Genomic DNA, 21,745 nt, shown 5'->3' with positions numbered 1-21,745 from the left:
AGCAGGGTTCAAGGGAGACAAAGTGACTTAAATCAGAACTTACAACAAGTCTTTCCCCTTGTCCCCTTGTCCTCTTCCCAATGCCCCATGCCCCATGCCCTTAACTTTTAGAATGTATACCACTCTCCAGTCAACTTATCTGCGTCGCTGACGGGATTCTCAACTGCTGTCGTTTCATTTATAGTCCAAATGTTGTCTGTACCTGCTGTCTGATCGCGCCAGTAGATATCAGTCTTGCCATCACCGTTGAAATCACCAAGGGATGGTGTCAGGGCCGCGTTATTAGCTGGTAAGAAAGCTTCAGTCGCAACTGTTGTGCCATCCATCAACCAAGCGGTGTTCGCACCTGTGGTTCCATTGTGCCAGAAGATATCAGTCTTGCCATCACCGTTGAAGTCACCAATTTTGGAAGTCCAGGATGAGTCAAGTGTGCCCAAAGCACCCTCTGTGACTAAGATGCCACTCATTGTCCAAACCTTGTTCTCACCAGTTTGAGCGTTTCTCCACAGAATATCAGTCTTATAGTCGCCGTTGAAATCACCAAGGCTAGCAGTCCAGGCGGGATCTTGTGATTGCAGTGCCAATTCAGTCTTCTGCGTACCATCCATAAACCAAGCAGTGTTATCGCCGGTGGTCTGATCGCGCCAGAAGATGTCACTCTTACCATTGCCGTCAAAATCAACAATGGTAGGAGTTAGTGCTGTGCTTGTAGTGTCTAGAACAGTTGCATTCAGAACTGTACTACCATCCATCTGCCAGATAGCATTCTCGCCAGTTGTGCCATTATGCCAGAAAATATCGGTTTTGCGATCGCCGTTGAAATCTCCAATTTGAGGAGTCCAGGCTGGATCGACGCTACTTAGCGCAGTTGCACTACCAACTTTGGTTCCATCCATTAGGACAACGCTATTCTCACCGGTTGTCTTATTGCGTAATAAGAAGTCGGTTTTGCCATCAGCATTGAAGTCAGCAATTTTGTAATCATAGGCGGATAGATCAAATTGACCCAAAGAACCCTGTTCCAAAACTGTTGTTCCATCCATCAACCGAATGACAATCTCACCAGTTGAAGAATTGACCCAAACTTTGTCTGTTTTACCATCACCGTTAAAGTCAGGAGTAATCGCTGCACTAGTTAAGTAAGGATTAGGATTGGGATTTGCTGACGTTTTAACAGGCGCAGTCACCGATTCACTTTCTAGTGCTAGTGAAGAACTCTTATTTCCAAACCCCAAATCATAATTTAAACTCTTAAAAGAAGTTGTCAAGATTTCTGATTTTGCTAAAGAATCTGAAAACAATCTAGATGTATTCAAAGCTAAGGGTGAGGAATTTGAATTGGCAGGCATGGTGCATTTTTATTATTGGTTGTTATATTCTTTTAACTTTTTTTTGCAATCTCTTTCTGTAACGAAATAACATTTGCTAGGGTTTCAATTTTTCTTTATAACTATGTTTTTTTTATTAATGTCAGTTTTTGAAGATAAATATCTGTTGATTTTAAATTAGTATTCTAAGCTATTTAAGTTCTATACAAGCAATTGCAAAATATTATTTTGTATTTTATATATGATGCTTTATAGATAAAGTTTGATTATTTTATTTATTTTCTTTGACATTTAAATGTAGTACTTACGCATAGGTAACGGAAAACTAACCACAAAGAAGCCAGTGTGTTGGGCGGGTTTCCCGACTTGAAGCAACTGGCGCGGCGCAGAGGTCACGGAGAAATGATTTGAGAGGAACTGCTAAAATTTTGCAACAATTTAGCCTTGCCACGCCAATAGCGTGTGTTACAGCTTTAACCTAACGCACCATATTATCTAGCAGTGCGTTAGACGCTTAATCTCAAGTATTATCTGAATCCTCACTATTTTTTATTTTGTGAATAAGCTTAGATAAAAAATAACCTTGACCACCAGCTAAACCTAAATCTGAGCCATCCAATCTAACCCAATAAAAATCAAAAGATATAGAGTTTTTGCTCGTACTTGAATGTATTTCCCAATGCCGCCAAGTAGAGGGTGTAGACTGAGTTAATTCGAGATGATAAACATAACGTTCTTGAATTTCATTGCGATAGGGAGTCATATTGTATTGAAAAATACCTAATAAATCAATAATACGAACTCCTTTAATACCTGATTCTTCATAAATTTCTCGCAGTACAGCTTCAGATGGCTCCTCACTTTCTTTAACTGTACCAGCAGGTACTTGCACACCTGCTTCCGGAAACTCAGTATGTGTAAACACCATTAATTGATCTTTGTTGGTTACGTAAGCGATCGCCTTTTTTGTTGTAGGTTGAGTGAACATATTTTTTACTGTGGTTATAAATTATTTCATGAATATCCTAAATCATTCGATAACAACAAGATTTCCGAGTTGTTTAAAAACTAGAAAATCTAAGTGTTTCGAGATAATTAATTCTTCTCTAATGATTTATAACTTGAGTGGAAACAAATATTGGTTAGAATAACTTAGATTAGTAACTATTAAGAGGCATAATCTATGCATCTATCAGTTACTAAGAGTGTTAAATAATACAATACTTTTAAAAGTACATCAACTATGCAAGCAGAATATCGGCAGCGTCGCGAGCAGTTAATGGCAAAAATTGGTGATGGTACAGCCATTTTTCGCAGTGCGCCAATGGCAGTAATGCACAATGATGTCGAGTATGTTTATCGTCAAGACAGTGATTTTTTTTACTTGACTGGTTTTAATGAACCACAAGCAGTAGCAGTGTTAGTGCCGCATCATTCAGAACATCGGTTTGTGCTGTTTGTCCAACCAAAGGATCGCGAAAAGGAAGTATGGACTGGTTATCTTTGTGGAGTAGATGCAGCAAAAGAAATTTATGGTGCTGATGAAGCTTATCCCATTGGCGAGTTAGATGAAAAATTGCCACAGTATTTGGAAAAAGCTAGCCGGATTTACTATCACTTAGGACGCGATCGCACTTTTAACGATCAAATCCTGCGACATTACCAAAGTTTATTGCGGACTTATCCGAAGCGCGGTACAGGGCCGATCGCGATTGAAGATACTGGCCCTGTCCTCAACAGCATGAGATTGATCAAAAGCGAAGCTGAGTTGGAATTGATGCGTCAAGCAGCAGCGATCGCCACTGAAGCACACAATTACGCTCAAGAAATCGCTGCACCGGGACGTTATGAGTACGAAATTCAAGCAGAGATGGAACGGATCTTTCGAGTCCGGGGTGGCTTAGGGCCTGCTTATCCTTCGATTGTGGCTTCTGGTGTAAATGCTTGCGTACTCCACTACATTGAAAATAATCGTCAAATGCAGGATGGAGAATTACTGCTAATTGATGCTGGTTGTGCTTACGGTTATTACAACTCGGATATTACCCGGACATTTCCTGTAGGGGGTAAGTTTACGCCAGAACAAAAGACGCTGTATGAAATTGTTTTGGAAGCGCAAAAACAAGCGATCGCTCAAATACAACCAGGTAATCCCTTCAAATTAGTTCACGATACAGCAGTGCGCGTTCTCACAGAAGGTTTAGTTGAACTTGGCATTCTCAAGGGTGAAATTGATAAGTTAATTGAGGAAGAGAAATATAAGCCATATTATATGCATCGTACTAGTCATTGGTTAGGTTTAGATGTCCATGATGTCGGTGTTTATCAGCATGGTGAAGACAAACCACAAATTTTACAACCAGGTCAAATTTTGACAGTGGAACCAGGAATATATATTGTGCCAGATACCAAACTAGCAGAAGACCAACCACAGACCGATCCGCGATGGGTTGGCATTGGTATTCGGATTGAAGACGATGTATTAGTTACACCTGGGGGACATGAGGTTTTAACTGCGGGGGTTCCCAAAGCTGTAGATGAAATCGAAAGATAGAAAATGGGGATGGTAGACATCATCCCTAAGCCGCGACTTCTAGTCGCTTTTAAAATCCTACTTCTAAAGGAAAAGTTACGGTGAAAGTAGAACCAACGCCTACCTGCGAGGCTAGGTTAATTTGACCTTGCAATAGTTTTACCAACCGCGAGACGATCGCTAACCCCAATCCGGTACTATCAGGAAGATAGGGACGATCGCTATAACTCACGCGAAAGTAGGGTTCAAATATCTGGGCTTGGTTTTCCGGTGCAATGCCAACTCCAGTATCAGAAACTGCGATCGCCCATCTCTGGTTCTCTAACACCTGACACATGATTATAATAGTCCCCAACTCTGTATAACGAATCGCATTACTAATAAGATTTGTAACAATTTGTTGCAATTGAAAAGAATCTGTAACTAATTTTTCTGGAATGCGATCGCAATCAACTACGATTTGTAAATTTTTTCCCGTAGCTAAAGGTTGCAACATTTCACACACATTATCGATTAATTCACGCACATCGGTAGGTGCTGATTGGAGTTTTATCTGTCCGGCGTCATAGCGCGAAAGTTCTAGTACATCATTAATTAGATGAAGTAACTGTTTACCATTACGTAGTACCCGCTCAATATGTTCTAAATTGCTAAAGCTGTCTTTGATATCAGTTTTTCGTCGTTGTTGGCGTAAAAACAGATCCGAATAACCAATAATGGAAGTTAGGGGATGTTTCAATTCATGGGCTAGTTGGGAAAGATACTCTTGATTAGCGCCAATTAGCCGCGTGAGTTCATCATTATGGAGCGTTAGTGATGCTTGCAACTTCTGTAATTCTCGTAAGCGTTCCTCAACATAACTCTTGAAACATCGAGCGATCGCTTCGTCTATAATAGCGTCAATCAAACGCATGGAACGAATTATCTCTGAAGGGATTCCCTGTAATAAATCTGGTTGTAGAGTATCAAATATTACTGTTCGCAGCAGATGATATTCTCTGGCAATTTCTGCTGGATCAAAACCTTGTTCGGCTCGAATCGCTCCATGCTGAAAACTGGCAGTAACTATTGACTGAATATCATTCTCTTGAGATTTTGAAAGCACTGTCACCATAGCTTTCAAAACATCAGGAATGTGATCTTTTACCGCTGTATAAGATAGGTCATCAGCACTTTCAATCCGTCTATCCCTACGAACTGCTAAAATCCATTTATCAAGGATGGTATCCGTTTTTTCGGCCAGTACTTGACTAAAATCCATTATCTTAAATTCAGCTAGAAGATAGATGAGTAAACTTCCATATCCAAATAGTTTAACGACTAGAGTGCTGATATACCACAACTAGTAATATTTTTCACCTACCAAAAGAAATAGATTGTACAGGATTCGGTTGTTGATGAGCATTAATCACCGTACACAAAAATCAGAAAGTATAATATATATCTTAAAAGGAGCAATCTAAGTCTAGCATTTAACAGCCTTGTGACTTGACTTAAGAAAATTATTTAGCTCACTATGCCAAGATTTGATTCACAAGATAATTAAAATTATCAATTTTCTGGATCAGCGAAAAGTTAGGTTAGCCAGACCACCGAAATAACAAAATAAACAACAACTATCAGCAGACAGATATTGTCACTGAAGTATCTATGTTAGATTATATATATCAATGTTAGAATGTACATAAATTAGTATTTACTTAGAGTAAGTCAGCCTAATCCAACAGATCGCAGTGCGTGCTGTCGGAGCGGAGGAACCAAATTGTGGGGCGTATCTCAGAGAAAGTTAGGAGTTAGAAGTTACTTTAGTAAATATTCAACTCATAACTCATAACTTTTTTTTAGAAGGGCATCTCTCAGCCCTAGCCCGTCAGCTAACTTCGTAGGCATTGAGAGGAGACTGAAGAGACGGCATTTTTATGATGTTCCGATCTCATCGGTGTCCAAGGCTGGTACTGCTCGATTTTTTGTACCTGCACTTAAGTCTGTTGAGGTCGTAGATGATATTTCAACTAAATTTAGCAGCGATCGCAGCGATCGCTGCACAAGCAACTTGGAAAAAAGCGAAACCTGTCATCCTCAAAGATGTCTTTATTCTACCTGTATTGGGCTTCTTGGGAATAATTATACTGTGGTGGATTATTGCACTTGCCAATCATGAATTGATGCCCACTCCACCAGAAGCGCTAATCGCGAATCTAGACTACATCTTAAATCCCTTCTATCAGCGAGGTCCAGGTAATTTAGGGATTGGTTGGTTATTGATAGCAAGTCTGCGTCGAGTATTATTGGGCTTTTTATTAGGTGCGGTAGTAGCGATTCCTCTAGGGTTTCTAATTGGTATGTCCAGACGGGCAATGCTAGCGTTTAATCCGATCATTCAAATTTTTAAACCAGTATCGCCTCTAGCTTGGCTACCCATCGCCTTAGCAATTTTTAACTTAGCAGATCCTTCCGCCATTTTTGTCATATTCATAACTTCCTTATGGCCGACAATTATTAATACAGCCTTAGGAGTTTCTAGCGTTCCCCAAGATTATTTAGATGTGGCACGAGTTTTAGAAATGCCGCGTTGGCGACGGATTACAAAAATAATTTTGCCTGCAAGTTTGCCGTATATTTTTACTGGCTTACGAATTAGCTTAGGGATAGCTTGGCTGGTTATCGTCGCCGTAGAAATGCTGACAGGCGGTATTGGTATCGGCTTTTTTGTCTGGGATGAATGGAGTCGCTTAAACCTAAGTTCAGTATTTTTAGCTGTTTTCATAATTGGCTTAACTGGGTTAGTTTTAGATTACGCCGTGGGTAAAATCCAAGAATTAGTAACTCGTCGTCCTACAGCTTCTAACTAATTAAACTTTTTCTTGCCAAGACACCATATACTCATTAACTCTGCGAATGGGGAATGAGTAATGAATCACCAATGGAGCGATAAAAATGGGTGATAATAACTGGACTCGACGAGACTTTATCAAAGGAATCGGAGCAACCACAACCGGAATAGCGTTATCTTCCTGTGCGATTTCAGGAGATAGATCCGCCAAAGGACTAACTGAAGAAGCCTTAGCTGTACAACCAGTAGTTAGATCCCAAGACCTAGAAAAATCTGACCTGACCATTGGTTATGTTCCCGTTAATGATTGTGCGCCATTTGCGATCGCCTGGAAAAAAGGTTTCTTCCGCAAGTATGGTTTGAACGTTACACTTAACCGCGAGGCCAGTTGGGCTACTTCCCGCGACGGTTTAATATTTGGTCGCCTGGATGCTTCGCCCGTAGTATCCGGTGCCGTCACCAACGCTAGAATTGGTGCTGAAGGCGCACGCCACGCCCCTTTGTGTGCAGCCATGACCATTCACCGCCACGGTAACGCCATGACAATGGACAAAGCCATGTGGGATTTTGGGCTGCGTCCGTGGTACGAGTACCAAGAACAATATGGTGATGGCGCGCTAGAAGCCTTTGGGCGCGATTTTCGAGGCTACTTTGACAAGCAACCGCCAGAAGGCAAAGTTTGGGCGGTAGTGCTGAGTTCGGCTATTTACGAATACTTTGTCCGCTATCTATCCGCCGCCGCTGGTGTTGATCCGCTTAAAGAGTTTCGGATTATCATCGTTCCGCCCCCCCAAATGGTAACAAACGTGCGGATTGGTGCGATGCAAGCTTACATGGTTGCAGAACCCTGGAATACACGAGCAATAACAGGTAACGAAAACATCGGCTTTACCTTCGCACAAGGTAAAGAAGTCTGGTTGGGACACCCAGATCGTTTATTGGGGGTGATGGAATCTTTCATTGACAAATATCCCAAAACCTATCGTTCCCTCGTCAAGGCGATGATTGAAGCTTGCCAGTATTGCAGCAAAGTAGAAAACCGCCAAGAAGTAGCTGAACTACTTACAGAACGTTCCTTTACAGGTGCTAGACCCAAAAATAAAAATGCCCCAATCGCGAAATTTACAGCTCCCGCAATTCTCGGCAACTATAACTATGGCGGCTTTGATGGCAAAGACCGCACCATCAAAGCCGCTGACACCACGATTTTCTTCGATATTCCTGACAACCTTCCTAAACAGCCAGGAGAACACTCAACATTTTTGTGGAGATCCAGAAGTATCTGGTTGATGACACAAGCAGCGCGGTGGGGACAGATTCCTAAATTCCCCAAAAATGCCGAGAAATTTGCCCAACAAGGTTGGAGAACAGATTTATATCGGGAGATAGCATCGGAAATGGGCATCCAATGTCCCAAAGATGATTACAAGGTCGAACCACCAGAAGTATTTATAGATAAGAAAGGCTTCGACCCCAGCGATCCTGTGGGTTATCTGAATAGTTTTGCCATCAGGGCTAACGCTCCCACTCGCTTTTTCATGTCTTAAATCCCAAGCTTAAATATTGATTGACTAAACTATTTGCGGAGCATTTGATGATGGAATATACCTCATTACCTATTAATACTCAGACCGAAGTTCCGCCCCGCCCTGGATTTTTAGAAATTGAAAATTTAGTCAAGTCTTATCCGACACCTGAGAAAGATAATTTTGTTGTCTTAGATGGGGTTAATCTGACGATTTGTGAAGATGAATATATTTCTGTAATTGGTCACTCAGGTTGTGGGAAATCAACTCTACTAAAGATAGTAGCTGGTTTAGAAAAAGCCACTTCCGGCTCAGTCAGGCTAGATGGACAAGAAATTCGTCAGCCAGGAGCCGAAAGGATGATGGTATTTCAGAACTATTCACTGTTACCTTGGTTAACAGTGCGAGAAAATATCCGTTTAGCCGTAGATGAAGTGTTAAAAAATGCTAATCGCTCTGAAAAAATCAGCATTGTAAATCAACACTTGGCAATGGTAAACTTGACGGCGGCGGCTGACAAATATCCCGATGAAATTTCTGGAGGTATGAAACAACGAGTAGGTATTGCCAGAGCCTTAGCAATTCGTCCCAAAATGTTGCTGATGGATGAACCTTTTGGGGCGCTAGATGCATTAACTCGTGGCAAATTGGAGCAGCAGGTATTGGATCTTTGGGAAAATAATCGTCAAGCAGTGATGATGATTACCCACGATGTAGACGAAGCAATTTATATGTCTGATCGCCTCGTCTTGATGACCAATGGCCCGGCTGCTAGTATCGGGGAGATTTTAGAAATTCCTTTTGAGCGTCCGCGCGATCGCGCCGCCATACAAAATTCAAAAGAGTATTTTGAACTTCGCAACCGTGCCTTAAATTTCCTCGATCAATATTTTGCTCAGGACGAGTAAATTAGATTATCATTTTTTTAGTGGGTAGCCTAATTCAAATTCATGAAAGCTGGATTTGGAACGGAGGAACCAATGTTTGGGGCTAATCTTGCAGAGAGCGGCAATTTGAGAGTAAAAAGTGAAGAATAATTAATCTTTAACTCAACACTCAGCAAGGGCTAAACGCGCCGCAAAGAGCTAACAGCACTCCTAAGAGAGAGACACCTTCCAGTCTTAACCCGTCAGCTAACTCCGTAGGCAATGGAAGGAACCCCCAAGACTTTGGCTGTAATACAGTTATTATTGGGGTTTCCTTAACTGATTTAAGATTTTAAATTTTGGTTATTGTCACTCAATCTAAAATCCAAAATCGTTTGACTGAGCGTAGCTGAAGTCCAAAATCTCAAATTGGTCGCCCTGCTTCTCATTGCTAATTCATTTCATTAGGAGAAGTAAAGCTGTGCAAATTAAGCCAATGTTAGCACGTCTGCAAAGTGCCACAGGTCGAGATGATTTAATTGAACAAATGGTACTGTTGCCAGAACCAAAAAAACCTTTTTCTAAAAAACTTCTAAAGGCGAAAGCAGTTAATCTAATTGTTGCTTATGACGCATCTCCTAAGAGTCACACAGCATTAGATATTGCTTTTTGGATTGCCCATCAAACGCGTTTAGCCACTAATACAGAAGTTACAGTTCAAGCTGTTTATGTAGTAGAAGATAATCAAAGCAATCAGTATGCAAATATTTTAAGCTTTCCCCAACAACAGCCTTCATTGGAATGTCCAGTCAGTGAAGTATCAAAGTCTGTCACACAGGTATTAACTCAACCCAAGTTACAGACAGCGATCGCTCCCCTACAACAAGCAGATATAATTCTCTGGCAAGCCCGAAGTCTGGCTGAAGAATGGCAAGGTTCCTTCAAATCTCATCTGCGCTTTGGCTCCATTGCCACAGAACTTAACAAAGTTGTTGAATCAGAAGTTGCCGACATTCTATTTGTAGGTTGCAACTGTGTCAATCATCCGATGATTGAGGCTCTAGGTTCTAATTTTCCCTGTGCTGTTTTGGGTATTCCCAGTTCTATTGATGAATAATAACTGTTTAAAATTTCAGTAACTTTTGTCAAATTTTAATCGTAGATAAGTCACCTAAAACTAGGTGGCTTTTTTCGCTACTATGCAACCAATTAAACGGGAGCAAGGTGGGTGTGGAAAACTGATACCGTTATATTCTAGTACAACAATTGGTAAATAATTAGAAGAGAAGAGTAAGCAAGTTGCTCAATTTTTTAATAAGTTCGTAGTAAGCAATTTAGTCGTTATCTAGGCAATACAGTGCTTAGATAACGACTATTTTACCGCTCATAATGGTTGTGGTAAGGCTACTAGCCAATCAAATGTAAAACGTCGCGCAGGACGCTATAACCAGCCAAATCCCAAAGCAAATATGCAAGGAATCCAATAGCTGCCAAACGACCATTCCAAATTTCGGCTTGGGGAGTAAAACCAAACAAAAATGCATTACGGTCTACACCGTTGTATTCAGGTGCAACAGGTGGTAAATCAGTAGAAGAACGAGTTTCTTTAATTGCCATTTTTTTCTCCAAAATTTAGTAGGTTTTTAAGTGTTTAGTTTCTAGTAGCCAATCAGATGTAAAACGTCGCGCAGGACGCTATAACCAGCTAAATCCCAAAGTAAATAGGCAAGAAAACCAATAGCTGCCAAGCGACCATTCCAAATTTCGGCTTGGGGAGTAAAACCAAACAGAAATTCATTGCGATCGCGGTCATTGTAAGCTTTGGCAGTAGATGGTAAATCAGTAGATGGACGAGTTTCCATTGTTTTTTCCTTCCTAATCAAGTTGGTTTTTATTCTTTAATGCTTTAGTAATCAATCAAGCGCAAAACGTCACGCAGAACGCTATAGCCAACTAAATCCCAAACTAAATAGGCAAGAAAGACAATCATTGCAAACGACTGTTCTAAATTTAGGCTTGAGGAGTCCAACCAAACACAAAATAATTGCGGTCGCAATTACTTTGTATTCTGTTAAAATTATTGGCACTCTGAAAAAGCGAGTTGCCATTTTTTACCCTTAACAATTCGTTTGTTAACTTTAATGTAGCTGTTAATAATTAGAATGCTTTCTGCCTGTAGACACATACTACAAGCACTTCTTAGGGACGATTCTCAGAAACGTATTCTGATAAACAAATCCACCTGGAGAGGGTGAGAAAAAATAGATATTTAAATAGATTTAAATATCTATTTGGAAACCAACTAGTATTTAAATAAAATCATTCCCTTTCAAGTAAGTCATGAAAATTACAAATTACCGATAAATAATTAATAGTCCTTGCCAATTTTACTAATATTTCTACTGAGATAGAGTAAAATTTATATCTGACGCTGGATACAGTTTTCAGCCTTTGGAGAGATGCTTCAAACAGCTAAATTCTACGATTCTGATCTAAAGGGTTAGGTATTGCCATAGTTACACACATAATAAATACTAAGAGTTACTTCTCAAGAAATTCTGAATTCCCCCAAATTTAAACTTAGTAGAAGGAAATCCAATGTTCCAAAGTACGGAAATCATGGTGGGACTCTATAAACCACTATTGTGGTTAGCACAGGTTCCAGTAGAACGCTCAAACGTCACACCAGAACAAGCATCGGTTCTCATTTCCGGGCCCCGCTTTTTTGTGGCTTTAATCTCCGGCGTGATTCTTGCCTTTGCTTTCCAATTAGTTCTAACTAATCTCTCCCTTGCATTCGGTATTTCCTACCTGGGGCACTCATCTGACTCGGATTCAGATAGCAGGGAAGTCGAAAGTTTGGGCGGCAATATTCGCAAAATCGGTACATTAGTGGGAATTTGGACATTAGCCACTGTGACGATCGCCTTATTAATCGCTTCTTTCCTGGCAGTAAAATTGAGCCTTGTCATCTCAGACCGAGGATTAGGAGCGACTCTCGGTTTGGTGATTTGGGGTGCTTACTTTTTGCTCCTAGTTTGGGTAAGTTCCACTACTGTAGGCTCCTTAATCGGCTCAGTTGTGAATACGGCAACATCTGGGTTTCAGGCGATTATGGGGACAGCTACCGCTGCACTAGGCGCTAAAACTGTGAGCAATCAAGTGGTAGCCACGGCTGAAGCCGCCGCTGCTGCTGTACGTCGAGAACTAGGAAGCGCCATCGACCCCGCGAGTATCCGGGAAAATATTGAGGATTACTTAGAAAAGATCCGTCCTCCAGAGCTAGATATATCAAAGATTCGGAGTGATTTTGAAAATTTACTCAACGACCCGCAATTAAAATCGATCGCTGGGACTTCAGATATCCGCAACATCGACCGCCAAAAGTTTATCGAGTTAGTCAGCAGCCGCACCGATCTTTCTAAAAAAGATGTTAGCCGGATTGCTGATACCTTGTATAAAGTTTGGCAGCAAGTTGTAAGTCAACAACCACCCACCGAAGACCGTTTGGGTGAATTGATGGATTATCTGAAATCACTTCCAGCAGGACAAAACAAGACAGATGAACTCAATGCCAAGCTGGATCGGTTATTAGCAGAAAACCGTGATTCCAAAGAATCGAACCAAAAAACTGCTTCAGGGCCAATTCAAAGTACACTCCAGCAAGGACTATCTGCATTAAGTGCCATTGTGTTGGGACGTACAGATTTGTCTGATTTGGATGTGGAAAAAATCTTGGGTAGTCTTACTAGCGCTAAAGATAAAGTCACCGAACAGGCAGATAAGCTAGGGTTGCCAACACCATCACAAACCTATAGTCCAATTCGAGCTGATGTCGAAAACTACCTGTACAATACTTATGCTTGGCAACTGAGTCCAGAAAGAATTGCCCAGGAATTTCATGATGTCATCTACGACCCAGCAGCTGACCCTGGAATCATCCGTAGGGAACTAGAACGACTATCCCGCAATGATTTCGTCAAAATTTTGCAGCAACGGGGATTGCTTACCCAAGGTCAAATTCAGCGCATTGCAAGTCAGCTAGAATCTGTCCGCCAAGAAGTGTTGGTAACAGTAAAATCTATTGAAGAAAGAGATATAGTCCAAGACTTGCAACGCGCAGTAGAAAGTTATCTGCTTGTGACTCCGAAGGCAGATTTAACAGCCGAAGGCATTGAGCAGAATTTTAAACCACTGTTGGAAGACTCAGAGGCAGATTATGAAACTCTGACATTGCGACTAGCGCACCTTGACCGCCAAGAAATTCGGCAGATATTGCTACAACGTAACGATGTTCAGTTATATGAAGTAGATAGTATTGTCGATGAGTTGGAAAAACAACGCGATCGCGTCTTGGTAGAATCCAAAGGATTAGCAGAACAGGCACAATATCAAGCAGAAACTCTGTGGCTAAATGTAGAATCATATCTGCGTAACACCGGAAAATCAGAACTGAATCCTGATGGCATGCGCGCCGACTTCAAAAAGCTACTAGAAGATCCTCAAGCTGGAATTAACTCAATTCGGGCACGCTTGTCTCGTTTTGACCGCGATACCTTAGTACAATTGTTGAGTCAGCGAGAAGATTTGAGTGAAGATCAAGTTAATCAAATCATCAATGCTACTGAGGAATCATGGTACAATGTTCGCCACACACCCCAAATTGTAGTCGATAAAGCTAAAGAGCAATACGACTCTGTGACGACAACAATCGCAGATTATCTTCGGAATACTGGTAAACAAGAACTGAATCCAGAAGGTATTCAACGAGATTTGACCAGATTGTTTGAAAATCCCAAAGATGGAGCCGTCGCACTGCGCCGTCGGTTGTCGCAAGTAGACCGGGATACACTGGTGAAATTGCTCAGTCAACGGCAAGACTTGAGTGAAGAACAAGTCAATGAAATCATTGATTCCACCCAAAATTCGATTCGTAACTTTGTACGTGCGCCTCGTCGCCTAGCTAGCCGCACACAGCAAAGAGTAGAAACATTCACAAATAATTTGGAAGAGTATTTGCGCCAAACTGGCAAAGAAGAACTCAACCCAGAAGGTATCAAACGCGACTTGCAGTTATTGTTGCACGATCCGCGAGTTGGCGTAGAAAGTTTTGGCGATCGCCTTGGACAATTTGATCGTTCTACGATCATCGCCCTGCTGAAAATTCGGGAAGATATTTCTGATGAAGAAGCAGCGCGGATTGCCGATAATATAGTGTCCGTAAGGGATCAATTTGTCGAACAAGTGCGGAGCATCCAACGCGGCATTCAAGATGCAATTGATGGGGTTTTTGGTCGCATTCGTAACTATCTCAACTCCCTGGATCGCCCGGAACTTAACTATGATAGTATTAAGCGCGATGTTCGCACAGTTTTTGACGATCCCCAGGCGGGATTTGATGCCCTGCGCGATCGCTTGTCCTCCTTTGACCGTGATACCCTAGTGGCAATTATGAGTTCTCGTGAGGACATCTCCGAAGAAGATGCTAACCGGATTATCGACCAAATTGAACGCGCACGCAACACAGTATTGCAACGTGCAGAACGCATACAGCAGGAAGCACAACGCCGCCTAGAAGAGGTGAAGTATCAAGCACAGCGGCAAGCAGAAGAAACCCGCAAAGCCGCAGCTACAGCAGCGTGGTGGCTGTTTGCCACAGCATTCGTCTCCGCAGTTTTCTCTGCATTAGGAGGAGCGATCGCTGTAGTTTAACAAGTTGTCTCCGCTAACTTTTCAGCCTCCCGGTATGGGAGGCTTTTCTATGTTTTGCAGAGTTACGAGTAGAGAGTAGGGCGTCCTTGGCAGGTTAAGGTCATCAACTATTTCTTGATAAGTAATAGTGCTGCAAAACTCTTCAAAAGTTTTTATCCCTCTAATCTCAGCAATTAGATAGGTGTAAATAGATTTGCTTTAATGTTTTAATGTGATTAAATAACTTGCAATCAAATTTCAGTCTACTATCAATAAATATACCCGTAATTTTTGCAAGTTAATAATTCTTACCTAAGCAGCAATTTCAAACAATGGAAAATACATTAATTGATAAAACCTTCCGTGACAGCAATGGTAACATTGTTTTGGGTCAAATGCCAAACCCACCACTGATTCTTTGGATAGTTGCTAGTTTACTAACTCTAGTTTTTACAACAGGTAAAATCAATATAGTGTTAGACTTTCTGGCAAATGGCGCCTTGTTTACTTGGGCATGGATGGAGCTATTTCAAGGCGTTAATTATTTTCGCAGAGCGCTAGGTCTTGCCGTATTGATTGGGATGATTGCATACAAAATCCAGTAAAAATTCATCATAAAGTGATAAATAATACTAAAAAAAGAGGAGTTCTAAACTCCCTTTTTTTGTCCAAAGTTCAAACTGTGAATAAAGTCATACTGAAATTATGACTTTATTCCACTGTGTTTTATTATTCAGCAATTTAAACTGAGAACAATACAGCAAATCAATTAAGTCGTGTAACAAACAAAACTTACTGTCAAGTTAATGAGTAAGAATATCTGTTCACAAATTCTTGATAAATGCTGTATCAAACTCAAGAAAATTAATTGATGGATATCTGAATATGAAACGTATTCTATTAGGTACATTACTTGCTCTGCCATTGGCAATTTCCTCCTTACCGTCACAAGCATCAGCAGCAGAAATCATTGTCAGACCCAATGTTCATAGAGGTGCTATTGTGCATAGACCTGGTGTTGCCCGATTTCAACGAAGGTTAATTCCTGCACATTGGGAAACAGTACGACGCGGTAACAGGTGGGTTAAGGTTAGAGTTCCTGCTCGTTATGTAAATGTCAGAGTTTAATATCTAAATAGAGGCTAACAACTCTAGTTGAGTTGTTAGCCTCTGTAAGGTAAAAATTTGTTGCTGAATAAGATTTTGAAGTAAATATAAGTAGCTGACATCAGCGAATTTAATTAACATGAATATATATCAGAATTCTCAGGTTGCTAAAAAAATTTTAATCTTTATATTAGGAATTAGTTTAGTAACAGCCTGTGATTCCATTCAGGCTGAAGAAAATAGTATAACTAAAGAAAAAATCTTGATTGGTGATAATTCTGGAGAACTATACGATCAAGGAAAGTTACGTACTTACTATTTTTATACCCCAAAATCTTATAATCTAGACCACCCGATGCCATTAGTTTTGGTATTTCATGGAGATGATGGTAATGGTCGGTCTATAAGTAATGTGACTCGCTTCAATGAATTAGCAGATCAAAAAGGATTTATTGTTGTTTATCCAGATGGAATTGACCAAAAATGGAGCCTTAGAAGTAATACTCAAGGAAAGGTAGATGATGTTTTGTTTGTCAGTGCTTTGATTAATCATCTTCAGCAGCAACTTAATATTAATAGTCATAAAGTTTATGCCACTGGTTTTTCTAGAGGTGGTATACTTACCCAAGCACTGGCTTGTAAGTTACCTGATAAAATTGCTGGTTTTGCATCAGTAGCTGGTTCGCTCCCAGTTAGACTCAAACCTAGTTGTCAGCCTCAAACTCCTATATCGATGTTAACGATCAACGGTACAAACGATCGCGATGTCCATTATGAAGGTGATGACCACACTCAACGAGGAGCGCTGGTTTCGATCTCAGACATGGTAAAGTTTTGGCGATCGCACGATCAATGTACCTTATCGAATGCATCTTTGAATTTTTCTGAAGACAAAGTGAAAACCGCTATCTACACAGGTTGTAGTGGCAACTCTGAAGTCTGGCAGCTAGCGGTAGTAAACGGTGGACATTTCTGGCCTGGTGGTTCTTCAACTGACGAGAGTTTAAACAAATTTAATGCCAAGCTGGGGCTGAACGCCAGTGAAACAATTTGGGATTTTTTTCAGCGTCACAGTTCATGAGTAGCTAATTTTTTAAACACCATTTTGCTTAAACCATGCCAAAAGGCGTTTCCAACCATCCTGAGCTTCTTTCTCACGGTAGGAAGGGCGATAATCGGCAAAAAATGCGTGAGGTGCATCGGGATAGACGATAATTTCAGATTTGCTACTGCTGGACTGTAAGCGCTCGCGCATCTGCTCTACTGTATCAAGAGAAATACCTGTATCCTTCCCACCATAGAGTCCGAGAATCGGGACTGTCAGTTTTGATGCAATATCGACTGGATACTTGGGTTGAAGTTCGGTAGCATCGCCCACAAGTCGCCCATACCAAGCCACACCAGCCTTCACTTGGGGATTATGTGCGGCATATAACCAAACAATACGACCACCCCAACAGAAGCCTGTAATTCCCAACTTCTCGCCATTACCCTTAGCTGATTTCTTTGCCCAGTCTACTGTAGCATCAAGATCAGATAACACCTGGGTATCTGGCACTTTGGCAACAATTGGACGAATTTCGTCTATTTTACTTAACTTCGAGACATCGCCTTGACGCACAAACAATTCGGGTGCGATCGCTAAATATCCTAACTGAGCAAAGCGACGAGTGATATCCTGGATATGCTCGTGTACACCAAAGATTTCCTGGATTACCAAAACGATGGGGAAATTGTTACCAGTAGCTGGTGCTGCTCTATAGGCAGGAATTTCGCCATCTTTGACAGGAATTTTCACTGCACCAGCTACTAACCCCTTGGCATTAGTAGTAATGACTCCGGCAGAAATGGGTTGTACTGCGAGGGCAAAACCTGTCGCCACTGTCGCTGTTGCAATAAATTTGCGGCGTGTTAGTTCTTTCATCATCTCTACGTTGAATTACTAAATTCCTTTATATTTAGGTTACTGTATGGTCAAATGGGCAAAAGGGTAAGTGTACAAATTTCACATATAAAAAATCAACCTTAGATTTTGAATATAGTTTATTTCCTATCCGTACTAAATACTCATCAAGTAAGTCTAGGGCATTCATAAAATCTTTGCATAATATCCTTAAAGTTCCTGATGCCTGAAGGCTAACGCCTAAAAGATGATGGAAATTTATTGATAGGTGTATTATGAAAAGTTTGTTTCTTGGCTTACTAATCACTGCTTCTGCCGTGTTACCTGCCACGGCTACTGAGTGGGTTCATGTTTCTATTAATGAAAATAACGCAACTTTATCTGTTGATACTGAATCTATTACACAAATTAATGGTGGCTATGCTTATAAGGCTTTAGTAATTAGTCAAGAACATAATAAATACATGGTTACATATAACCAAATGCTATGTAGAGAAAGGATGAATAGATTAGCTGGCTATGAATCTTATACTGTTGATGGCAGATTACTGGAATCACATGAGCTTCCCAATAGTTCATTTGACAGTATTACTGTAGATAGTATGAATGCTGTTTTGTGGGAAAAACTTTGCCATTAAGAAAAGTAGGGGGTAATCCAAAGCCCCTAACTCCAGGGTGTAATAAACCGTAGATTCAGTATAGGTCATAAAGAAGCCGACGTGAATATGTTCACGTCGGTGTTATCAAATTAGTTCTGTTTGATTTTAGCCTTAATAGCCAAAACTTCCCCCTAAATCTTTAAACTCTTATTGCAATTCCTCAAAATCTTTATTAGGGATTGAAATCATATTTATATTTGGAGATATCAATATCTTCACCATTGCAATTCATCAAAATCTTGCCATTAATAAAGCAGTATTGTTCATTTGTTCGCCTGTATCACTTGCAAACTCCCACCTGCATATAGAGTAGACTTACTCACTTTAAAGCCAGTCTTAGCTAACAACTCAGCTAAATCAGTTTTTAGTAATTCCCAAGCTGTTTCTGTCTCAAACAATAACAAAAACACCGATACCCCAGGCCAAAATATCGGATTTGTTGGAGCGTGGAAATCCACCAGCGTAAACACTCCTCCTGGCTTCAGCACCCGATAAACTTCATTAATAATTTTTCGTAATTGCTGAGGCTGCATCTCGTGTAGTGCAACGCTGGTATGCACCACATCAAACAGATTATCTGCAAATGGCATTTTCTCGGCAAAAGCTTCGACATAGGAAGCTAATGGTACATTTTGCCGCGCCCGTTGCAAAGACTTGGGTGAGGCATCTAATCCTGTTACGTTTTGTGAAGTTTTTACTAAAAACTCCGTCGTTTGACCACTACCACAACATAAATCTAAAACCTGAGAATCTGAGTGAATTGTTAAGCCTTGCAAAGCAAGTTGCCGAAAACAGGCTTCACCACCTACACTTAAGGCTGCTAAACGAGAGATACCATCATATAACCACTGATAACGGTAACTCCAATCCCTTAAAATTGTTGCCATTGCATATTTCCTTGCTATTAAGCTTTATATTTAATAAAGATATATTGTTAACATTAGTAAAAAACCTGAAAAGATTGGGGGAAAGTAACTGCTATGGGTCGTGTAGGCGTCTTATTACTCAATCTCGGTGGCCCTGATAAGCTAGAAGATGTTGGGCCGTTTTTGTACAATCTATTTTCCGATCCGGAAATTATTCGCCTACCATTTCGCTGGTTGCAAAAGCCCCTAGCCTGGTTTATCGCCACGCGGCGAACCAGAACATCTCGAGAAAATTATAAGCAAATCGGTGGTGGTTCTCCACTGCGGCAGATTACAGAAGCCCAAGGGGAAGCTCTAAAAGAACAGTTAGGTTTTTTGGGGCAAGAAGTTAATATTTACGTGGGAATGCGTTATTGGCATCCCTATACAGAAGAGGCGATCGCACAAATTACCCAAGATAAGTTAGAACACTTGGTAATATTACCACTATATCCCCAGTTTTCTATCAGCACCAGTGGTTCCAGCTTCCGGCTTTTAGAAAAGCTTTGGCAAGAAGATCCGAAACTTCAACCGATTGATTACACCGTCATTCCTTCTTGGTACAAACAACCAGGCTATCTCCAAGCAATGGTGCAACTCATAGTCCAAGAACTTGAGCAATTCCCTAACCCAGATGACGTTCATATATTCTTCAGCGCTCACGGCGTTCCGAAAAGCTACGTTGAAGAAGCAGGCGACCCTTACCAGCTGGAAATTGAAGAGTGTACTGCATTGATTATGCAGACTCTCAATCGACCCAATACCCACACCTTAGCTTACCAAAGTCGTGTCGGTCCAGTAGAATGGCTTCAACCCTATACTGAAGATGCCCTTAAAGAACTAGGCGTACAAGGCGTGAAAGATTTGGTTGTCGTGCCAATTAGTTTTGTCTCAGAGCATATTGAGACACTACAAGAAATTGATATTGAGTATCGGGAAGTAGCCGAAGAATCAGGAATTCACAACTTCCGCCGCGTACCTGCTCCCAATACCCATCCAGTATTTATTAATGCACTAGCTGAATTAGTGATTGATGCGCTGAGAAACCCCAGTTTCAAGCTTTCGCAAGCTGCCCAAATGAAAAAAATGGTTAAGATGTACCCTCAAGAGCGTTGGGAGTGGGGTCTGACAACTAGTGCTGAAGTATGGAATGGTCGGATTGCGATGCTGGGTTTTATTGCCTTAATCGTAGAGCTGATTACCGGTCACGGCTTCTTGCACATGATTGGGCTTTTGCAGTAAATGAAAAGAGTTAGGAGTTAGGAGTTAGGAGTTTTAAATTTTTCTTGCTAACTTTTCACTCTTAACTTCTATCTTCATTCCTAACTTCTCACTTTTAACTTCTAACTTTTCTGCCGATACCAGTCATACCACTGCTTCGCACTACGAACTGCAAACCAAAGCAGTATTAAAGCAATTACTCCTCCTTGCCAAGGGGCATCAAAGGCAAATAGTACTAGAGCAATGCACAAGGTATCTTGAAGGAAGACTGCCCATAGTGGTAAGCCACGTAACCGATAGAACCAACCAACTTGGACGAGCTGGAGTACCAAAGCTAATAAACCTCCAATTATGGCAATCAGCCAGTTTGGGGTTGCTGTTGCAGTAGCTACTCCTAACCCCATAATTGCGCCTACAAGGGGAGACATGAATAACTGAACCATTTGGAGCAGTCTTTGCCCCCAGAGCTTTTTTGAGGCTAATAATTCGATTAATGACCAACTGGTGAGGCAACATAATAATATTGGTGGAGAAATGTGAGACAGAATTGGGACTTGTGACCACAAGTTGCTACCTTGCAATAATCCAATAATTAGCAAAGGTATGCCTATTCTCATTCCTGCTGCCGCAGAGGCAGAAAGTGTAGCTAGGATTTCAATCATCAAAGCACTCGTAATATTAATAAATAAGTAAGTATTTGTTATGTATACTACCCAGTGCTGGCAATAATTTGAGCATTAAACAGATTGCAATATTAAATGTTGTTGGTATCTTTATACAACAGAATTCAAGAGTCAGAATGGACTGTGCCCCGCTGCGTTAACAGAAGTAAAACAGGCTTTCTACCTGGCTTTACAGCGGTTTTCACATGAATAGACCACAGTGAGTGAACCAGCTCCAAGCATCATCAGAGGAGATTTGCTCAGTAATGATCTGCGTTAAGGCTTGGTTAAGTGCCTCAGTGGTTCTAGCTTTTACAGCAGGCAACACTACTTCAGTTTTGACCAATACAATTTTATAGGGGACAAATCTGGAGAATAAAGGGGTAAAAAGACAAGCTGCGCACCGACTGCCTCAATTATAGCGGATTGCAATCGCATAGAATACAGTAAGCAGAGACATAGTGTATAAAAATGAAAGCCTACTCCGTTGAGCTAAGAGAAAAAATAGTTC

General features: G+C 41.0%; 20 protein-coding genes and 2 riboswitches. Of the genes, 11 read left to right on the top strand and 9 right to left on the bottom strand.

Annotated features, from left to right (window positions below; translation table 11 throughout):
* Positions 1 to 107: 107 nt before the first annotated feature.
* Positions 108 to 1,349, bottom strand: a complete 1,242-nt coding sequence (locus V7K89_RS27975; RefSeq protein ID WP_335193062.1) for an FG-GAP repeat domain-containing protein — start codon at positions 1,347 to 1,349, stop codon at positions 108 to 110.
* 499 nt (positions 1,350 to 1,848) lie between these two features.
* Positions 1,849 to 2,316, bottom strand: a complete 468-nt coding sequence (locus V7K89_RS27970; RefSeq protein WP_335193060.1) for an NUDIX hydrolase — start codon at positions 2,314 to 2,316, stop codon at positions 1,849 to 1,851.
* 255 nt (positions 2,317 to 2,571) lie between these two features.
* Here V7K89_RS27970 and V7K89_RS27965 point away from each other — a divergent pair, with 255 nt between their 5' ends.
* On the top strand, positions 2,572 to 3,882 hold the full coding sequence (locus V7K89_RS27965) for an aminopeptidase P N-terminal domain-containing protein (protein WP_335193058.1): 1,311 nt from the start codon (positions 2,572 to 2,574) through the stop codon (positions 3,880 to 3,882).
* Positions 3,883 to 3,931: 49 nt separating this feature from the next.
* Here V7K89_RS27965 and V7K89_RS27960 read toward each other — a convergent pair whose 3' ends face one another.
* The gene (locus tag V7K89_RS27960) at positions 3,932 to 5,122 is read right to left on the bottom strand and encodes a sensor histidine kinase (RefSeq protein WP_335193056.1); all 1,191 of its coding nucleotides are present in this window, start codon (positions 5,120 to 5,122) and stop codon (positions 3,932 to 3,934) included.
* Between the two features lie 441 nt (positions 5,123 to 5,563).
* Positions 5,564 to 5,765, top strand: a riboswitch (cyclic di-AMP (ydaO/yuaA leader).
* Between the two features lie 96 nt (positions 5,766 to 5,861).
* Here V7K89_RS27960 and ntrB point away from each other — a divergent pair.
* The 4 genes from ntrB to V7K89_RS27940 all read left to right on the top strand — a co-directional run bounded on the left by ntrB (position 5,862) and on the right by V7K89_RS27940 (position 10,203).
* Positions 5,862 to 6,713 carry a nitrate ABC transporter permease gene (gene ntrB / locus V7K89_RS27955; protein ID WP_335193054.1) on the top strand — a complete coding sequence of 284 codons (852 nt, stop codon included), beginning with the start codon at positions 5,862 to 5,864 and terminating at the stop codon, positions 6,711 to 6,713.
* A gap of 85 nt (positions 6,714 to 6,798) precedes the next feature.
* Positions 6,799 to 8,241, top strand: a complete 1,443-nt coding sequence (locus tag V7K89_RS27950) for an ABC transporter substrate-binding protein (protein WP_335193051.1) — start codon at positions 6,799 to 6,801, stop codon at positions 8,239 to 8,241.
* 50 nt (positions 8,242 to 8,291) lie between these two features.
* Complete coding sequence (locus V7K89_RS27945; protein WP_335193097.1) at positions 8,292 to 9,128, top strand: ABC transporter ATP-binding protein; 837 nt, start codon at positions 8,292 to 8,294, stop codon at positions 9,126 to 9,128.
* 16 nt (positions 9,129 to 9,144) lie between these two features.
* Positions 9,145 to 9,383: riboswitch (cyclic di-AMP (ydaO/yuaA leader) on the top strand.
* Between the two features lie 199 nt (positions 9,384 to 9,582).
* Positions 9,583 to 10,203, top strand: coding sequence for a universal stress protein (locus V7K89_RS27940; protein ID WP_335193095.1), 621 nt, complete (start codon positions 9,583 to 9,585; stop codon positions 10,201 to 10,203).
* A 290-nt stretch (positions 10,204 to 10,493) separates the two neighbouring features.
* Here the strand turns inward: V7K89_RS27940 and V7K89_RS27935 are convergent, their stop codons facing one another.
* Both V7K89_RS27935 and V7K89_RS27930 read right to left on the bottom strand, forming a co-directional pair.
* On the bottom strand, positions 10,494 to 10,703 hold the full coding sequence (locus V7K89_RS27935; protein WP_335193049.1) for a high light inducible protein: 210 nt from the start codon (positions 10,701 to 10,703) through the stop codon (positions 10,494 to 10,496).
* A gap of 41 nt (positions 10,704 to 10,744) precedes the next feature.
* A complete protein-coding gene (locus V7K89_RS27930; protein ID WP_335193047.1) occupies positions 10,745 to 10,948 on the bottom strand; it encodes a high light inducible protein in 204 nt (67 codons plus the stop codon).
* A gap of 736 nt (positions 10,949 to 11,684) precedes the next feature.
* Between V7K89_RS27930 and V7K89_RS27920 the strand changes: the two genes are divergently transcribed.
* The 4 genes from V7K89_RS27920 to V7K89_RS27905 all read left to right on the top strand — a co-directional run bounded on the left by V7K89_RS27920 (position 11,685) and on the right by V7K89_RS27905 (position 16,965).
* Complete coding sequence (locus V7K89_RS27920; RefSeq protein WP_335193045.1) at positions 11,685 to 14,798, top strand: MFS transporter; 3,114 nt, start codon at positions 11,685 to 11,687, stop codon at positions 14,796 to 14,798.
* 311 nt (positions 14,799 to 15,109) lie between these two features.
* Entirely contained in the window at positions 15,110 to 15,382 is a 273-nt protein-coding gene (locus tag V7K89_RS27915) for a hypothetical protein (protein ID WP_335193043.1), read from the top strand.
* Between the two features lie 280 nt (positions 15,383 to 15,662).
* Entirely contained in the window at positions 15,663 to 15,905 is a 243-nt protein-coding gene (locus V7K89_RS27910; protein WP_335193041.1) for a hypothetical protein, read from the top strand.
* A 118-nt stretch (positions 15,906 to 16,023) separates the two neighbouring features.
* Positions 16,024 to 16,965 carry an extracellular catalytic domain type 1 short-chain-length polyhydroxyalkanoate depolymerase gene (locus tag V7K89_RS27905; protein WP_335193039.1) on the top strand — a complete coding sequence of 314 codons (942 nt, stop codon included), beginning with the start codon at positions 16,024 to 16,026 and terminating at the stop codon, positions 16,963 to 16,965.
* 12 nt (positions 16,966 to 16,977) lie between these two features.
* Here the strand turns inward: V7K89_RS27905 and V7K89_RS27900 are convergent, their stop codons facing one another.
* The gene (locus V7K89_RS27900) at positions 16,978 to 17,808 is read right to left on the bottom strand and encodes a dienelactone hydrolase family protein (RefSeq protein WP_335193093.1); all 831 of its coding nucleotides are present in this window, start codon (positions 17,806 to 17,808) and stop codon (positions 16,978 to 16,980) included.
* A 254-nt stretch (positions 17,809 to 18,062) separates the two neighbouring features.
* Between V7K89_RS27900 and V7K89_RS27895 the strand changes: the two genes are divergently transcribed.
* On the top strand, positions 18,063 to 18,425 hold the full coding sequence (locus V7K89_RS27895) for a surface-adhesin E family protein (RefSeq protein WP_335193037.1): 363 nt from the start codon (positions 18,063 to 18,065) through the stop codon (positions 18,423 to 18,425).
* A gap of 284 nt (positions 18,426 to 18,709) precedes the next feature.
* On the opposite strand, the gene V7K89_RS27890 is transcribed toward V7K89_RS27895, so the two are convergent.
* A complete protein-coding gene (locus tag V7K89_RS27890; protein ID WP_335193035.1) occupies positions 18,710 to 19,333 on the bottom strand; it encodes a class I SAM-dependent methyltransferase in 624 nt (207 codons plus the stop codon).
* 93 nt (positions 19,334 to 19,426) lie between these two features.
* On the opposite strand from V7K89_RS27890, the gene hemH reads away from it, so the two are divergent.
* Positions 19,427 to 20,593: a ferrochelatase gene (gene hemH, locus V7K89_RS27885; RefSeq protein WP_335193032.1), complete on the top strand. Its 1,167-nt coding sequence runs from the start codon at positions 19,427 to 19,429 to the stop codon at positions 20,591 to 20,593.
* Positions 20,594 to 20,694: 101 nt separating this feature from the next.
* Here hemH and V7K89_RS27880 read toward each other — a convergent pair whose 3' ends face one another.
* Both V7K89_RS27880 and V7K89_RS36140 read right to left on the bottom strand, forming a co-directional pair.
* Positions 20,695 to 21,234 carry a DUF4126 domain-containing protein gene (locus V7K89_RS27880; protein ID WP_335193030.1) on the bottom strand — a complete coding sequence of 180 codons (540 nt, stop codon included), beginning with the start codon at positions 21,232 to 21,234 and terminating at the stop codon, positions 20,695 to 20,697.
* A gap of 327 nt (positions 21,235 to 21,561) precedes the next feature.
* Positions 21,562 to 21,672: a transposase gene (locus tag V7K89_RS36140; RefSeq protein ID WP_442941777.1), complete on the bottom strand. Its 111-nt coding sequence runs from the start codon at positions 21,670 to 21,672 to the stop codon at positions 21,562 to 21,564.
* Positions 21,673 to 21,745 lie beyond the last annotated feature (73 nt).

The sequence above is a fragment of the Nostoc sp. genome (assembly GCF_036917515.1).
Taxonomy (GTDB): Bacteria; Cyanobacteriota; Cyanobacteriia; order Cyanobacteriales; family Nostocaceae; genus Nostoc.
This window is presented reverse-complemented; position numbering and strand designations above follow the sequence as displayed.

Bases quoted from the DNA above. Each gene is read 5' to 3' on its own strand.
- V7K89_RS27975 (WP_335193062.1), bottom strand. From the start codon at position 1,349: ATGCCTGCCAATTCAAATTCCTCACCCTTAGCTTTGAATACATCTAGA.
- V7K89_RS27970 (WP_335193060.1), bottom strand. From the start codon at position 2,316: ATGTTCACTCAACCTACAACAAAAAAGGCGATCGCTTACGTAACCAAC.
- V7K89_RS27965 (WP_335193058.1), top strand. From the start codon at position 2,572: ATGCAAGCAGAATATCGGCAGCGTCGCGAGCAGTTAATGGCAAAAATT.
- V7K89_RS27960 (WP_335193056.1), bottom strand. From the start codon at position 5,122: ATGGATTTTAGTCAAGTACTGGCCGAAAAAACGGATACCATCCTTGAT.
- ntrB (WP_335193054.1), top strand. From the start codon at position 5,862: ATGATATTTCAACTAAATTTAGCAGCGATCGCAGCGATCGCTGCACAA.
- V7K89_RS27950 (WP_335193051.1), top strand. From the start codon at position 6,799: ATGGGTGATAATAACTGGACTCGACGAGACTTTATCAAAGGAATCGGA.
- V7K89_RS27945 (WP_335193097.1), top strand. From the start codon at position 8,292: ATGGAATATACCTCATTACCTATTAATACTCAGACCGAAGTTCCGCCC.
- V7K89_RS27940 (WP_335193095.1), top strand. From the start codon at position 9,583: ATGTTAGCACGTCTGCAAAGTGCCACAGGTCGAGATGATTTAATTGAA.
- V7K89_RS27935 (WP_335193049.1), bottom strand. From the start codon at position 10,703: ATGGCAATTAAAGAAACTCGTTCTTCTACTGATTTACCACCTGTTGCA.
- V7K89_RS27930 (WP_335193047.1), bottom strand. From the start codon at position 10,948: ATGGAAACTCGTCCATCTACTGATTTACCATCTACTGCCAAAGCTTAC.
- V7K89_RS27920 (WP_335193045.1), top strand. From the start codon at position 11,685: ATGTTCCAAAGTACGGAAATCATGGTGGGACTCTATAAACCACTATTG.
- V7K89_RS27915 (WP_335193043.1), top strand. From the start codon at position 15,110: ATGGAAAATACATTAATTGATAAAACCTTCCGTGACAGCAATGGTAAC.
- V7K89_RS27910 (WP_335193041.1), top strand. From the start codon at position 15,663: ATGAAACGTATTCTATTAGGTACATTACTTGCTCTGCCATTGGCAATT.
- V7K89_RS27905 (WP_335193039.1), top strand. From the start codon at position 16,024: ATGAATATATATCAGAATTCTCAGGTTGCTAAAAAAATTTTAATCTTT.
- V7K89_RS27900 (WP_335193093.1), bottom strand. From the start codon at position 17,808: ATGAAAGAACTAACACGCCGCAAATTTATTGCAACAGCGACAGTGGCG.
- V7K89_RS27895 (WP_335193037.1), top strand. From the start codon at position 18,063: ATGAAAAGTTTGTTTCTTGGCTTACTAATCACTGCTTCTGCCGTGTTA.
- V7K89_RS27890 (WP_335193035.1), bottom strand. From the start codon at position 19,333: ATGGCAACAATTTTAAGGGATTGGAGTTACCGTTATCAGTGGTTATAT.
- hemH (WP_335193032.1), top strand. From the start codon at position 19,427: ATGGGTCGTGTAGGCGTCTTATTACTCAATCTCGGTGGCCCTGATAAG.
- V7K89_RS27880 (WP_335193030.1), bottom strand. From the start codon at position 21,234: ATGATTGAAATCCTAGCTACACTTTCTGCCTCTGCGGCAGCAGGAATG.
- V7K89_RS36140 (WP_442941777.1), bottom strand. From the start codon at position 21,672: ATGCGATTGCAATCCGCTATAATTGAGGCAGTCGGTGCGCAGCTTGTC.